The sequence below is a fragment of the Stenotrophomonas sp. STEN147 genome (assembly GCF_056757995.1).
Genome location: NZ_JBRRCG010000001.1, coordinates 78926 through 93012, shown reverse-complemented (window position 1 = coordinate 93012; position 14087 = coordinate 78926). Strand labels below are relative to the sequence as shown.

General features: G+C 67.4%; 14 protein-coding genes and 3 tRNA genes. 13 read left to right on the top strand and 4 right to left on the bottom strand.

From position 1 onward, the window contains the following. The first annotated feature begins 16 nt into the window (after positions 1-16). Together ACVOKU_RS00510 and ACVOKU_RS00505 are read left to right on the top strand one after the other, a co-directional pair. A complete protein-coding gene (locus ACVOKU_RS00510; RefSeq protein WP_128989571.1) occupies positions 17-430 on the top strand; it encodes a type IV pilin protein in 414 nt (137 codons plus the stop codon). Between the two features lie 65 nt (positions 431-495). Beyond that, positions 496-572, top strand: a tRNA-Asn gene (locus ACVOKU_RS00505). Between the two features lie 57 nt (positions 573-629). Here ACVOKU_RS00505 and ACVOKU_RS00500 read toward each other — a convergent pair. After that, positions 630-1160: a GspH/FimT family pseudopilin gene (locus ACVOKU_RS00500; RefSeq protein ID WP_481558763.1), complete on the bottom strand. Its 531-nt coding sequence runs from the start codon at positions 1158-1160 to the stop codon at positions 630-632. A 128-nt stretch (positions 1161-1288) separates the two neighbouring features. Between ACVOKU_RS00500 and uvrB the strand changes: the two genes are divergently transcribed. The 3 genes from uvrB (at position 1289) to ACVOKU_RS00485 (ending at position 3665) form a co-directional block, all read left to right on the top strand. Next, a complete protein-coding gene (gene uvrB, locus ACVOKU_RS00495; RefSeq protein ID WP_481558762.1) occupies positions 1289-3313 on the top strand; it encodes an excinuclease ABC subunit UvrB in 2025 nt (674 codons plus the stop codon). Positions 3314-3418: 105 nt separating this feature from the next. Then, positions 3419-3493, top strand: a tRNA-Val gene (locus tag ACVOKU_RS00490). A 97-nt stretch (positions 3494-3590) separates the two neighbouring features. Further along, a tRNA-Val gene (locus ACVOKU_RS00485) sits at positions 3591-3665 on the top strand. 93 nt (positions 3666-3758) lie between these two features. Here ACVOKU_RS00485 and ACVOKU_RS00480 read toward each other — a convergent pair. Beyond that, positions 3759-4100 (bottom strand): hypothetical protein, encoded by a 342-nt coding sequence (locus ACVOKU_RS00480; protein WP_481558761.1) that lies wholly within the window; start codon positions 4098-4100, stop codon positions 3759-3761. A 181-nt stretch (positions 4101-4281) separates the two neighbouring features. Between ACVOKU_RS00480 and ACVOKU_RS00475 the strand changes: the two genes are divergently transcribed. Beyond that, entirely contained in the window at positions 4282-4422 is a 141-nt protein-coding gene (locus ACVOKU_RS00475; RefSeq protein WP_181452099.1) for a hypothetical protein, read from the top strand. A gap of 84 nt (positions 4423-4506) precedes the next feature. Here ACVOKU_RS00475 and ACVOKU_RS00470 read toward each other — a convergent pair whose 3' ends face one another. Both ACVOKU_RS00470 and ACVOKU_RS00465 read right to left on the bottom strand, forming a co-directional pair. Further along, positions 4507-4791, bottom strand: a complete 285-nt coding sequence (locus ACVOKU_RS00470) for a hypothetical protein (protein WP_481558760.1) — start codon at positions 4789-4791, stop codon at positions 4507-4509. Positions 4792-4819: 28 nt separating this feature from the next. After that, a complete protein-coding gene (locus tag ACVOKU_RS00465) occupies positions 4820-5587 on the bottom strand; it encodes a MipA/OmpV family protein (RefSeq protein WP_279941780.1) in 768 nt (255 codons plus the stop codon). A gap of 137 nt (positions 5588-5724) precedes the next feature. Here ACVOKU_RS00465 and ACVOKU_RS00460 point away from each other — a divergent pair, with 137 nt between their 5' ends. The 7 genes from ACVOKU_RS00460 to lpxK are packed head-to-tail and all read left to right on the top strand — an operon-like array spanning position 5725 to position 14065. Further along, positions 5725-6396: a response regulator transcription factor gene (locus ACVOKU_RS00460; protein ID WP_053519969.1), complete on the top strand. Its 672-nt coding sequence runs from the start codon at positions 5725-5727 to the stop codon at positions 6394-6396. Position 6397: 1 nt separating this feature from the next. Beyond that, positions 6398-7741 (top strand): sensor histidine kinase, encoded by a 1344-nt coding sequence (locus tag ACVOKU_RS00455; protein WP_481558759.1) that lies wholly within the window; start codon positions 6398-6400, stop codon positions 7739-7741. A gap of 59 nt (positions 7742-7800) precedes the next feature. Beyond that, positions 7801-10203, top strand: coding sequence for a DNA internalization-related competence protein ComEC/Rec2 (locus ACVOKU_RS00450; protein WP_481558758.1), 2403 nt, complete (start codon positions 7801-7803; stop codon positions 10201-10203). A 3-nt stretch (positions 10204-10206) separates the two neighbouring features. Continuing rightward, a complete protein-coding gene (locus ACVOKU_RS00445) occupies positions 10207-10875 on the top strand; it encodes a MotA/TolQ/ExbB proton channel family protein (protein WP_053519966.1) in 669 nt (222 codons plus the stop codon). A gap of 3 nt (positions 10876-10878) precedes the next feature. Next, entirely contained in the window at positions 10879-11301 is a 423-nt protein-coding gene (locus tag ACVOKU_RS00440; RefSeq protein WP_065181236.1) for an ExbD/TolR family protein, read from the top strand. Next, positions 11298-13046: a lipid A export permease/ATP-binding protein MsbA gene (gene msbA, locus ACVOKU_RS00435; protein ID WP_053519964.1), complete on the top strand. Its 1749-nt coding sequence runs from the start codon at positions 11298-11300 to the stop codon at positions 13044-13046. Before ACVOKU_RS00440 ends, msbA begins: the two co-directional genes overlap by 4 nt. Further along, positions 13046-14065 (top strand): tetraacyldisaccharide 4'-kinase, encoded by a 1020-nt coding sequence (lpxK, locus tag ACVOKU_RS00430; RefSeq protein WP_481558757.1) that lies wholly within the window; start codon positions 13046-13048, stop codon positions 14063-14065. Before msbA ends, lpxK begins: the two co-directional genes overlap by 1 nt. Positions 14066-14087 lie beyond the last annotated feature (22 nt).

Genomic DNA, 14087 nt, shown 5'->3' with positions numbered 1-14087 from the left:
GAATACGGGAGCTGCCATGCGCACATCCAGCAGACAACAGCAGGTAACGGGCTTCACCCTGATCGAACTGATGATCACCGTTGCTGTCATCGCGGTACTTGCGGCTGTGGCGTTGCCTTCCTACCAGCGACATGTGCTGAAGACGCACCGCGCGATGGCCAAGGCTGACCTGGTCGAGATCGCGCAGCTGCTCGAGCGGCATCACACCGTGCAGAACAGCTACGACGGATTCTCGCTGCCGTTCAGCCAGTCGCCGCGGCAGGGCTCGGCCCGCTACGCCATATCGTTCGACGGCAAGGCGACCGCCGGGACCTATACCCTGCAGGCGGTTCCGGAAACCGGCCAGGACAAGGACGCGTGCGGCACGCTGAAACTCGATCAGGCGGGCCGCAAGACGCCGGACAGCAAGACCAACCCGGAGTGCTGGTAGACGGCAGCGGCGATTGTGGAAGGGGCTTGCACCCCACTTCTGGAATTGGCTAGAATGCGCACCCCGCCCGAATAGCTCAGCCGGTTAGAGCACTTGACTGTTAATCAGGGGGTCGTTGGTTCGAGTCCAACTTCGGGCGCCAGTTTCGAGAAAGCCGCGAGCAATCGCGGCTTTTTTCGTTGGGGCAGGCCGCGCCGGATCAGCAGGGCGTCGGCACGCGTGGGCGCAGGCTGCGGATCCGTCCGGGGATGTTGATGATCACGCGGCTGTGTTCCAGGCCCTGCACGCACAGCACGATGGACTGGTTGGTGCCGGCGTTGCGCCCGTCAGCGCGGAATCGGATGTGGGCGCGATGGTCGCTCGCCCGCAGTTCCACATGGCGATGGCGGTTCTCCAGGGTGTGCAGCAGCGTGGTCATTCCCCCGCTGGCCACCCGCGGCTCAACCTGAACGCGCCAGCCCTGGCTCCAGCGGTTGTCGCAGCGGCTGCCTTTGCCGGAGCCGCACACGGTGACCGGGCGTCCCTCGGTGATGGCGGTGCTGCGTGCCAGCGACAGGCTGCCGACCAGCTGGGCACGCAGGGATTCGGCCTGCAGTTGGCGCACCGCGCGCTGCCAGGGGCGCCAGGCCACAGCCAGCAGTACGCACAGGATCATCAGGACCACCAGCATTTCAGGCAGGTGGAGCCCCCGGGCCTTGCGCGCGGGGTGTTTGCAGAGGGTCTGGAGCATGCCCCCAGCCTGCCGGCCCCGCCGGCCGGTCTCCATTGGAGGTTGGCGCGTCGGGGTGTCCTGCTTCCCCTCAGCCGGCCGTCACCGGATGCCCCGTATACTGGCCGTTCCCGGGATCTGGCAACATCATGAGCGACAGTTTTGAACTCGTCTCGCCGTATTCACCGGCGGGCGACCAGCCGAACGCCATCGCGAAGCTGACCAGCAATTTCGAGTCCGGCATCGCCAAGCAGACGCTGCTGGGTGTGACCGGCTCGGGCAAGACCTACACCATCGCCAATGTCATCCAGCAGATCCAGAAGCCGACGCTGATCATGGCGCCGAACAAGACGCTGGCCGCACAGCTGTACGGTGAATTCAAGGCGTTCTTCCCGCACAACGCGGTGGAGTATTTCGTCAGCTACTACGACTACTACCAGCCGGAGGCCTATGTGCCGTCGTCGGACACCTTCATCGAGAAGGACAGTTCGATCAACGAGCACATCGAGCAGATGCGGCTGGCGGCGACCAAGACGCTGCTGTCGAGGCCCGATGCGATCGTGGTGGCCACCGTGTCGGCGATCTACGGCCTGGGCGCGCCTGAGGATTACCTGTCACTGCGCCTGATCCTGTCCAAGGGCGAGCGCATCGACCAGCGCGACTTGATCAATCATCTGACGCAGCTGCAGTACACCCGCAACGAATACGAACTGCAGCGCGGCACCTTCCGCGTGCGCGGCGAAGTGATCGATGTGTTCCCGGCGGAGTCGGACAGCGAGGCGCTGCGCATCGAGCTGTTCGATGGCGAGGTCGAGAAGATCACGATGTTCGATCCGCTCACCGGCGAGACCCTGCGCAACCTGATGCGCTTCACCGTCTACCCGAAGACCCACTATGCGACGACCCGCGAACGCGTGCTCGCGGCGATCGAGACCATCAAGGTGGAACTGAAGGAGCGGCTTGAGCAGCTCTACGCACAGAACAAGCTGGTCGAGGCGCAGCGTCTTGCCCAGCGCACCCAGTTCGACCTGGAGATGATGGCCGAGGTCGGCTACTGCAACGGCATCGAGAACTACTCGCGGCATCTCACCGGCAAGGGCCCGGGCGAGCCACCGCCGACCCTGTTCGATTACCTGCCGGCCGACGCGCTGCTGGTGATCGACGAATCGCACGTGACCATTCCGCAGATCGGCGCGATGTTCAAGGGTGACCGGTCGCGCAAGGAAACCCTGGTCGAATTCGGCTTCCGCCTGCCCTCGGCGCTGGACAACCGCCCGCTGCGTTTCGAGGAGTGGGAAGCGCGCTCGCCGCGCAGCATCTACGTGTCGGCCACGCCGGGCCCGTATGAAATGCGTGAATCGGGCGACGAAGTGACCGAGCTGGTGGTGCGGCCGACCGGCCTGATCGACCCGATGGTGGAGATCCGCCCGGTCGCCACCCAGGTCGACGATCTGATGAGCGAGGCCAACGAGCGCATCAAGGCCGGTGACCGCGTGCTGGTCACCACGCTGACCAAGCGCATGGCCGAGAACCTGACCGAGTACCTCACCGAGCATGGCATCCGCGTGCGCTACCTGCATTCGGACGTGGACACCGTCGAGCGCGTGGAGATCATCCGTGACCTGCGCCTGGGCAAGTTCGACGTGCTGGTCGGCATCAACCTGCTGCGCGAGGGCTTGGACATGCCCGAGGTGTCGCTGGTGGCGATCCTGGACGCGGACAAGGAGGGATTCCTGCGCTCCACCGGTTCGCTGATCCAGACCATCGGCCGTGCGGCCCGTAATGTGCGCGGCAAGGCCATCCTGTATGCCGACAAGGTGACTCGTTCGATGCAGGCCGCGATCGACGAGACCGACCGCCGACGCGCCAAGCAGGTCGAGTACAACGAAGAGCACGGCATCATTCCGCGCTCGGTGGCGCGTCCTATCACCGACGTACTGGAAGGTGCCCGATCCGAAGCGGCCGAGAAGGAGTCGCGCAAAGGAAAAGGCAAGGGCAAGCCTGGAGTGGCCGAGGATGTGGCCGACTACCGCGCGCTCGGGCCGGCGCAGCTGGCGGCGCGTCTCAAGGCTCTGGAGCAGCAGATGTACCAGCACGCCAAGGACCTGGAATTCGAGGACGCGGCCCGCGTCCGCGACCAGATCCGACAGCTGAAGGAGGCCAGCCTGGGCTGAACGCGACAGTGCCGCACGTCTTCACAAAAGTGTTGCGCTTCCGGGCCGGCATCCGTAATATACGCGGCCTGCACCGACGCATTCGCGGACGTTCAGACCCCAAACGGGCGGTTAGCTCAGCGGTAGAGCACTACCTTGACATGGTAGGGGTCACAGGTTCGAACCCTGTACCGCCCACCACGACGTTCTCGAAAGAGGGCGGTCGTGAATTGAAAGCCCGGCCCTGGCGCCGGGTTTTTACGTAAAGAGGCCCGCTGGCGGGCCGCAGTAACACGATGGGCGGTTAGCTCAGCGGTAGAGCACTACCTTGACATGGTAGGGGTCACAGGTTCGAACCCTGTACCGCCCACCACCTGGCTCCCGGCCCTGCCGGTGCAGCGGTGGTAATACGAAAAGCCGGCCATCGCCGGCTTTTTTCTTGGGCGCACGCAATGGCCGCGTGATGTCACGTCCGCGTGGCCCGGTGGTCAACGACGAGCGTCCGCCGTATCCGCCACTGCCCATCGATACGCTCCCAGAGCTGGATGATGCGTGCCTTGCCGACGATTTCGCGATGGCCATCGGCCTGTTCCTGCGACAGGCACTGTTGTCCCACCCGCAGCAGTCGATCCTGCCGCAGGTGGAAGAGCCGCAGGCTGGCAGGCTCCAGTTCGCGCTGCGTGGCGGGCTGCGCCTCCCTCGTCGATGATCCGGACGGCAGGGGCAGATCGACCAGCACGGGCTCGTCGGCACTGGTGGCGTGACCGAACGCGCCAGCGCACAGCAGCAACAGGGCAAGCATCGGCATGGCACGGTGCTCCAGCGGGAAAGTGCAGGCAGACTGGCACTTCGCCGCCGGGACCACAGCCGGCCTGCGACGAACACCAGGATCGAGCCGCCAAACGCAGCCAGGCGCCGATGAATCCGCACCGGGCAGGCGTAGAATTGCGGCGACCGCGCAATCGCGGCCATCACAAGGAGCAGCTGCGATGAGCGATCACGTTCCCGTTTCCAGGCCCAACCCGCTGCTCGAACTGTTGTTCGGCGGCAACATGCTGGCGGGCACGTTCAAGGCCGTGGTCTGGGTGGCCATCCTGTGTGCCGTGCTGGCCTGGACGACCTGCCGCTGATGGCGCACCTGCGTGCCGGCGTGCCGCGCACTGGAACACGAGTGGCCCGCATCGGTTGCGTACGGGTTCCGTTCTGGGTGGAGGTCAGGCGCTGAAGGCCTGGCGCAGGCTGCGCAGTGTTGCCTGGCGGTGCTCCGTCGCGCAGGGCTCACCCATCTCCAGTTCCTGCAGGCGAAGGCCGATCAGGGTCATCGACAGGGCGTAGCCGCGTGCCGCGTCGGCTACCTTCGACAGGCCCACTGTACGACGGGTCAGCGCATCGACGTGGTCCAGGTCCGGCAGAAGGCCGAGATACGCGCGTTCGGCGCTGTCCAGATCGGGGGCGCGCAGGATCGCGTGCGCATCGGTTGCGGGGCTGGGGGAGGCCATGGGGATTCCTCTTCCGGGGAGCGCTCGGTCAGAACGAACGCATCAGGGAAATGAAGGCGGATGTCTGGCTGCCACGGCGCGCCATCGGGCTGTCCTTGACCGCATCGCCGAACCATTGGTTGGCCACCACGCCGGTTGCGCGCCATCTGCTGCCCAGTGGCGTGCTGACCGCGATCTGCACGCTCGGCGAGGTGGCGCTGCCGGGGCTGTAGGCGGCCAGGCCCGAACGCAGTGCTTCCTCGTCGCTGATGCCGTAGTAGTAATCGAGCAGGCGCGCACTGGAATGCACCACTCCGGCCCTCGGCACCCAGGTGAAACGACCGGCCTGCAGCGGATAGCTGTAGTACAGGCTTGATTCCAGGCCGCCACCATGGCCGCTGATCTCGCGCATCACACTGGCTTCGACGATGCCCCAGTCGGCGCTGTATTCGGCATTGATGCCTCCCATCGCCGACATCTGCCGGCTGTGCAGGCGGCGCAGCTGTGGATCGTTCACGTCATCGGTCTTGAAGCGCAGCGTGTAGGGCGTGAGCGCTGCCGACAGGCGCAGGCCCTGGCCCTTGTACAGGTACATGCCCAGCGAGCCGGGGCTGGCGAAGAAGCGCTCGCCCTGCCAGGAGAGGGCGGGCACGACCAATGGCTTGACGTCGTAGTGCGCGTAGGCGCCCGATGTCGCGCCGACCGTGATCCCGGCCTTCACTCCGGGTGTCTGTTCCGCCGCCTGGGCCAGCAGCGGCATCGAAAGCACGGCGGAGAACAACATCGGGCGCAGCAGGGCAGAGGGCGACAAGGGCATCGATCGACAGCTTTGCAGGGGATGAGGCTGCATGCTGCGGTGTCAACATTGTCGCAACATTGCGTCGATGCAGGCGGAGCGCGACGGGGCCCTGGCTGGCACAATGATCCGAACCGTTTCCCGCAGCAGAGACCTCCATGCGCATTCTTCTGGTCGAAGATGATCCCGACCTCTCGCGGGCCCTGCAGTCCGGGCTGGAGCGGCAGGGTGTGGTCGCCGACGTGGTCGGCAGCCTCGCCGAAGCCGCCCTCGCGCTGCGCGAACCGGTGCACCAGCTGATGCTGCTCGACCGCCAGCTGCCGGACGGCGATGGTGCCACCTTCGTCGCCACCGCACGCACGTTGCGGCCGAATCTGGCGGTGATCATGCTGACCGCCAAGGGCACGCTGTCGGACAAGGTCGAGGGCCTGGATGTCGGTGCCGATGACTATCTGGTCAAGCCGGTGGCGATCGAAGAACTGATGGCACGCATCCGCGCGGTATCGCGTCGGCCATCGGCGATGGTCACCCCCAGCCTGCGGCTCGGGCAGCTGGAATTCGACTTCGAATCGCTGCAGGCGCAGGTGCAGGGCCAGACGCTGGCACTGCCGCGCCGCCAGGTGCTGGTGCTGCAGGCGCTGGCGATGCGGCAAGGGCGCACGGTCACGCGCAGCGCATTGGAGGCGGCGGTCTACGGTTTCGATGACGAGATCCAGTCCAACGCGCTGGATGCGCACATCTCCAAACTGCGCAAGGCGCTGCAGCAGGCGGGCGCTGGCGTGGAGATCCATGTCATCCGCGGCGTTGGCTACCTGCTGGCGGAGGCCTGACATGGCGCGACCGATCCGATCGATCACCCTCGGCCTGGCCTGGCGGTTGTTCCTGGCGCAGGCGTTCACCGTGCTGTTCGCCGTGGTCGCACTGATCCTCACCTGGGGTGACAAGGACTCCTGGGGCATGGACATGTTCACCGCCGAGGCGGTGGCCAAGGCCGTGCACAGCCAGGATGGGGGCCTGGCGCTGGACGAGGCGCGTTGGCAGAAGCTGGATGCGCGCGCCGGTGGCAACCTCTGGTTCGCCGCCGTCGATGACCGGGGAGCCTGGCTCGAGCGTGGCAAGGTACCGACGATCCACGCGCCGCTGCTGGCGCGGCTGCCGACGCTGGGCGCCACCGAACTGGGTTCACTGGTGCCGCCCTATCTGGACGTGGCGCGGGTGATGATCCGCAACGAGGACGGGCGGCGCATCACGGTGATGGTGGGGGGCGCACCGAAGGGCGGACTGCTGGATGGCGCGCTGATGGTGCTGCGCCTGATTGGCCTGTGGTTCTTCCTGCCGCTGATCGTGGTCACCCTGCTGGTGATGCCGACCGTGATCCACCGCGCGATGCGTGGTGTCCGACGCTCCGCGCAGCAGGCCAAGGAACTGGACATCGGCCAGCCGGGCGCGCGGCTGGACGCGCAGCTGGTCTCGACCGAGGTCGCACCGCTGGTGGAGGCGTTCAACGATGCCATCGACAAGGTGCAGCAGGGCTATGCGGCGCGTGACAAGTTTCTTGCTGATGCCGCGCATGAGCTGCGCGTGCCGATTGCCGTGGTGCAGGCGCGCCTGTCGCAGCTGCCGCAGGGGGAGTTGAAATCGCAGTTGCTGACCGACATTGCTCGCCTGGGCAACGTGGCCGAGCACCTGCTGGATCTGCAGCGGCTGGATCGCAACACCAGTGCGATGCAACGGTTGGATCTGGCCCTGGTGGTGCGCGAAGCGGCGGCCGAACTGGCGCCGTTGGTGGTGGGCGCCGGCTACGGATTCGAGGTGGACGCACCAGAGACGCCGGTGTGGATCCACGGCGACAGCCTGGCGCTGGGGCGGGTCATCGCCAATCTGGTGCACAACGCCATCGTCCATGGCGGCGGGCGTGGCACGATCTGCGTACGTCTTGACCGGACCGGTCTGCTGGAAGTCAGCGACCAGGGCGCGGGCGTGCCGGTCGGCGACCGCGAGGCGATCTTCGAGCCCTTCCATCGACTGCGTGCGGCGGGCAGTGGCAGCGGGTTGGGCCTGCACCTGGTCAAGGAGATCGTCCAGCATCACGGTGGCTCGGTCAGTGTGGGGGAAGCCGTCGGCGGCGGCGCCAGCTTCCGGGTCAATTTCCATCGCGGCAGCGTGCGGCGCTGACCGCTGTGCGGGTCGTTGCCTGATAGGAGGACAGGGGCAGCACGCGGCAGGCTGATGCGATGGCCGCCGATACTCCGTTGCCCGCTCCCGTTGGCGGGGTCTGCACTGCCGCGTTCGTCAGCGGCGCTCTGGCGTGCGTGCTGCTGCCCGCGTTGCCACCGCTCTGGAGCTGCGCGCTGGCCAGCACCGTGGCCGGCCTGGGGTGGGCGCTGCCGTGGCGCGGCCGCGCGGTTGCCGCGCTGCTGTTCGGTGCAGCGTGGGCGGCCCTGCATGGTCAATGGACGCTGCAGCAGCAACTGCCGCCGGCCATGCCGGTCCGCGATGCCGTGGTCAGCGGGCGCGTCGTCGATCTGCCGGTAACGGCGGGCGGCCATACCCGTTTCGTCCTGGAGGTCGGCCATGCACCGGGGCATCCCGCACTGGCGGGCAAGCGCCTGCAGATCACCTGGAGCGACCCATGGCCCGGAACCCGCACGCGCGTTGAGGGTGGGGGCCGTCATCAGGTCCGTGCGGGGGGGGCGCAGTGGCGGTTGCCGTTGCGGCTTCGGGCGCCACGCTCGCGGATCAATCCTGGCGGCTTCGACGCCGAACGTCATGCCGTGCTGGCCGGCATTGCCGGTCACGGCACGGTGCGTGCAGCGGGCGGTGCGCGTGAACTGCAGGCGCCGGACGGGCTGCTGGCCTGGCGCGAGCGCAGCAGCGATGCGATTGCAGTACAGGTTCCCGGCCCGGCCTCGCGCTTCATCCGCGCGCTCGCGCTGGGCGATACCCGATGGCTGTCCGACACCGACTGGAGGCAGTTGCGCGCGCTTGGGCTGACCCACCTGATCGCCATCTCGGGTTTCCACGTGGGCCTGGTGGGCGGCTGCGCGGCACTGCTGTGCACCGCGGTGTGGTGGCTGTTGCCGTCGCTGGCCCGTCATTGGCCGCGTCCGCAGGCCGCCGCGTGTGCCGCCGCGCTGGCAGCGGCCGGCTATGCTCTGGTGGCCGGCGCGGAACTGCCGACCGTACGCACGGCGTTGATGATCGGGCTGATCGCCCTGGCACGCGGGGGGCGGCGACCTCCCGACGTGGTCCAGGCCGTGTCACTGGCGGCCCTGGTGCTGCTGTTGCCAGCACCGCTGTCCGTGCTGTCGGCCGGCTTCTGGCTCAGCTTCGGTGGCGTGCTCTGGCTGCTGTGGTGCCTGCCGACGGCAAGCGCCGACAGTGTGGGGAGCCGCCTGCAGGCCTTCTTCGCGGCCCAGGGGGTGGCCAGTCTCGGCCTCCTGCCGCTGTGCGTGGCCCTGTTCGGAGGCGCCGCGCGCCTGGGGCCTCTGGTCAATCTGCCGGTCATCCCGTGGTGGAGCCTGCTGGTGGTCCCTCTGGCACTGCTTGGCACCGCCCTGGATGCCCTGTACAGCGGGGCGGGACGATGGCCCTGGCGCGCAGCGTCCTGGCTGTTCGACCTCAGCTGGCAGGCCCTGCAGCCGCTGGCAGACCACCCGCAGGCGATGTGGTGGCTGGCCGAGGCTCCGGCGTGGACCGTGCCAGCGGCGCTGGCGGGCCTGTTCTGGTGGTTGCTGCCGCGCGGGGCCGGCGGCGTGCTGGCCGGTGCGCTGCTGTGCCTGCCGCTGTCATGGCCGTCACGTGACATACCGGCTGCCGGGGAGGTGCAGCTGCTGGTGCATGACGTCGGGCAGGGCACGGCGGTGCTGGTGCGCACGGCACGGCATGCGTTGTGGTACGACGTCGGCCCTGCGATCGGTGGCGATGGCGACGAACGGGTCCTGCTGCCGGCCGTACGTGCGCTGGGTCAGGTGCCGCTCGGTCGCGTGGTGCTCAGTCATGACCATCTGGATCACACCGGCGCACTGCCGCGGCTGCGCCGGCAGCTGCCTCACCTGGAGCTGCTGGCACCCCCCGGCAGCAGCCTCGACGGTGCCGGCAGCTGCCATCGCGGCGTTCGCTGGCGGTGGGACGGGGTGGACTTCGAGGTGCTGCATCCCGGGCCCGACGTGCCGACGGCCGGCAACGAGGACAGCTGCGTGCTGCGCATCGCCAGCGCACATGGCGTGATCCTGCTGGCCGGCGACATCGGCGCGGCGACCGAACGGCGCCTGGTGGAGCGGGCGCCCGGCGAGCTGCGCGCGGACGTGGTCCTGGTGCCGCATCATGGCAGCGGGGGCAGTTCGGATCCGGCCTGGGTGGCAGCGGTGGCTCCCCGGCTGGCCGTGGTCTCGGCCGGGCACCAGAACCGTTTTGGCCACCCGAAACGTGACGTGGTGCAGCGCTGGCGCGCCGTGGGCGCCGAAGTGCTGGCTACGGCCGAATCCGGCGCGATCCGCATATGGCTTGGCGCACAAGGCCTGCAGCTGCGTGAACAGCGCATCCACGCGGCCCGGTGGTGGGATGCCGCTGGGCGGGCGCGGTCGGCTGCTATCCTATCGCCGATCGAACAGGCGGCCGCTGGGCCGGAGGGTTGAAACGTGTGGGAACTGGTCAAGGCCGGTGGCTGGCCGATGGTGCCGCTGCTGCTGTTGGGCGTACTGGCTTTGGCAATCGTCCTGGAGCGCTTCTGGTCCCTGCGGCGCGCTGAAGTGCTGCCACCGGGGCTGGGCCAGGAAGTGCGCAACTGGGCTGCGCGCGGCAAGCTCGACCCTGCCCATCTGCAGACGCTGCGTGCCAACTCGCCACTGGGAGCGCTGCTGGCCGCCGCGCTGGAAGCACGCAATCGTCCGCGCGACCAGATCCGCGAGCGCATCGAGGACACCGGCCGCCACCTGGTACACCGCATGGAGCGGTTCCTCAACGCGCTCGGCACCATTGCCTCGGCCGGCCCGCTGCTGGGCCTGCTCGGCACGGTGATCGGCATGATCCAGATGTTCCTGGGCATCCTCGACCACGGCGTGGGCGATGTGAACCAGTTGGCCGGTGGCATCGGCAAGGCCCTGGTCTGCACCGCCACCGGCATGATCGTGGCAATTCCTGCGCTGATGTTCCATCGCTATTTCAAGGGCCGGATCCACGGCTACGTGGTGGAGATGGAACAGGAAGCCAGCGCGTTGCTGGATACGCTCGATGGCCGTCCCGGCGTGATGGCGCCCGCACCGGCATCGGCTGCACGTGCCGCTGCGCCCGCCCCGGCGAAGGCCTGATCGATGCGTATCGGCAACGACCGATCCCAGGATGAGCCGCATATCGATCTGGTACCGCTGATCGATGTCATCCTGGTGCTGATCATCTTCTTCGTGGTCACTACCACCTTCGATGCGCGTTCGACGCTGCAGGTGCAGCTGCCCACGGCCAGCCAGCAGCACACCGATGAACCACCGCGTTCGTTGAGCGTGCTGATCAATGCCGATGGCCGCTATTTCATCAATGACCAGGAAGTGCTGCGCAGCGACGTCGAGTCGGTCAAGCAGACCATTGCCGCTGTGGCGGGCAGTGATCGCGAACAGACCGTGCTGCTGCGTGCCGACGCGCGCACTCCCTACCAGGCCGTCGTGACCGCGCAGGATGCGCTTGGTCAGCTCGGTTTCCGCCGTATTGCAATCGCCACTGCGCCAGAGGTGCGTCCATGAGTTCCAAACACGCGCCGGTGTGGCCGATCTACAAACGCCTGCTGGGCTATACCCGGGCCTATTGGGTGTTCATGGTGGCCGCGGTCATCGCGATGGTGGTCGAAGCACTGGCCGGCTATCACTTCACCAAGCTGATGGAGCCGCTGGTCAACCGGGGCTTCGTCAACCCGGAGCCGCGCATGGCGGTGATCCTTCCGCTGACCATCCTGGGCCTGTTCCTGATGCGCAGCCTGGCCACCTGGGTCAGCGACTACACGCTGGCCAAGACCGGGCGCAGCGTGGTCCGCGACCTGCGCGAGCAGGTTCTGCAGAAGTACCTGCACCTGCCGTCTTCGCACTTCGACAACGAGGCGACGCCGGTGATGGTCAGCCGCCTCAACTTCGACACCGAGCAGGTCACCCAGGCCAGCGCCGACGCACTGAAGACGGTGGTCGCCGACACCCTGACCATCATCGCCATGCTGGTGGTGATGCTGCAGATGAGCGTGAAGGTGACCCTGGCGATGCTGCTGGTGGTGCCGCTGATCGGCGGCATCGTGTCCTATGTCGGCAAGCGCTACCGCCGCATCAGCCGCGGCATCCAGGACGGCATGGGCACGATGGCGCAGACGGCGGAACAGTCGCTCGCCGCGCAGCAGGAAGTGAAGGTGCATGGTACGCAGGCGCATGAGATCGCCCGTTACTCGCGCCTGGCCAACCGCATGCTGGCGTTGAACATGAAAGTCGAAGTGACGCGTGCCGCCGCGTCCAGCGTGGTCCAGTTCCTCGCTGCGCTGGCCCTGGCGGTGATCGTCTGGGTATCCACCCGCGAAGCGCTGGCCGGCAAGCTCAATGCGGGCCAGTTCATGGGCCTGATGACCTCGATGATGGCGATCATCCCTTCGCTGCGGCGCCTGACCAGCGTGCAGACCTCGATCTCGCGTGGCGTCGCGGCCGCCGAGCGCCTGTTCGGCATCATCGACATGCCGGTCGAGCGCGACGACGGCACGCATGTCGTGCAGCGCGTACGCGGTGAACTGTCGTTCGAGCACGTCATGCTGCGTTATCGCGAAGACAGCGGCATCGCCCTGGATGACATCAGTTTCGTTGCCAGGCCCGGAACGGTCACCGCCATCGTCGGTCGCTCCGGCAGCGGCAAGACCAGCCTGATCCGGCTGGTGCCACGGTTCTACGAACCCAATGGCGGCGTCATCCGGCTGGATGGCGTACCCCTGGATGACTATCCGCTGGCTGACCTGCGCCGGCAGGTGGCGATCGTCGGGCAGAAGGTCATGCTGTTCGACGACACCATCGCTGCCAACATCGCCTATGGCATGGATGCGACCGACGAGCAGATCCGTGCCGCGGCCGAAGCGGCCAATGCCTGGGAATTCATCGCACGCATGCCACAGCAGCTGCAGACGCCGGTGGGCGAGAACGGTGCGCTGCTGTCCGGTGGCCAGCGCCAGCGCCTGGCGATCGCCCGCGCGATCCTGCGTGATGCGCCGATCCTGATCCTGGATGAAGCCACTGCGGCACTGGACAATGAATCCGAACGGCTGGTGCAGGACGCGCTGCAGCGACTGATGCCCGAGCGCACCACGCTGGTGATCGCCCACCGCCTGTCCACCATCGAGCACGCCGACCAGGTGCTGGTGATGGATCACGGCCGCATCGTCGAACGTGGCACCCATCATGAGCTGCTTGCCATGGGTGGCCTGTACCAGCACCTGCACAGCATGCAGTTCCGCGAAAGGCAGGACTGATGGCAGGCAAGGGTACCCAGACCCCGCCGTACTGGTATGACGGCAGTTCGGTTCCATGGCCCATGCGCCTGCTGGCCCCGCTGTATGCCGGCGTCACCGCGCTGCGACGGCGCCTGTACCACCGCGGCTGGCGCAAGCGCTACACGTTGCCGGTGCCAGTCATCGTGGTCGGCAACATCACCGCTGGCGGCACCGGCAAAACGCCGTTAACCATCGCCCTGGTCGAGCGGCTGCGCGCGGCCGGCTGGACGCCGGGCGTGGCGAGCCGTGGTTATGGCCGCGAGAACGCCGACAAGGCGCAGTGGGTAAAGGCCGATACGCCGGTTGCAACCGGCGGCGATGAGCCGGTGCTGATTGCCTGGAAGACCGGCGTACCAGTGCGCGTCGATCGCGACCGGGTGGCGGCGGGCCGTGCGCTGATCGAGGCCGGTTGCGATGTGATCGTCTGCGACGACGGCCTGCAGCACTACCGGCTGGCGCGTGACATCGAAATCGAAGTGGTGGATGCGCAGCGCCGCTACGGCAACGGCCGGATGATCCCGGCCGGCCCGTTGCGCGAGCCGGTCAGCCGCGCTGCCGAGTGCGATTTCCGCGTGGTCAACCTGGGCCAGACGGATGAGGACGGCGCGGCGCAGGCCTGCGGATTCGGTCAATGGCCGATGGCCCTGCATATCGACACCGCACAGCCTCTCGCGGGGGGGCGTGCGCGCCCGCTGGGCTACTTCAAGGGCCAGCGCGTGCATGCCGTGGCGGGCATCGCCCATCCACAGCGCTTCTTCGACATGCTGCGTGCGCGTGGCATCGGCGTGGTGCCGCATGCCTTCGCCGATCACCATGCCTACCAGCCGCAGGAACTGTCCTTTGGCAGCCAGCTGCCGGTGTTGATGACCGAGAAGGACGCCGTGAAGTGCCGCGCGTTCGGCAACGACTGGCATTACGCTGTGCCGTTGCGCGCTGAACTGCCTGCCGCGTTCTGGGTGGCGCTGACCGATCGCCTGGACAAGCTGCGACCGAACTGAGCGGCCGGGCGACGCTTGCAAT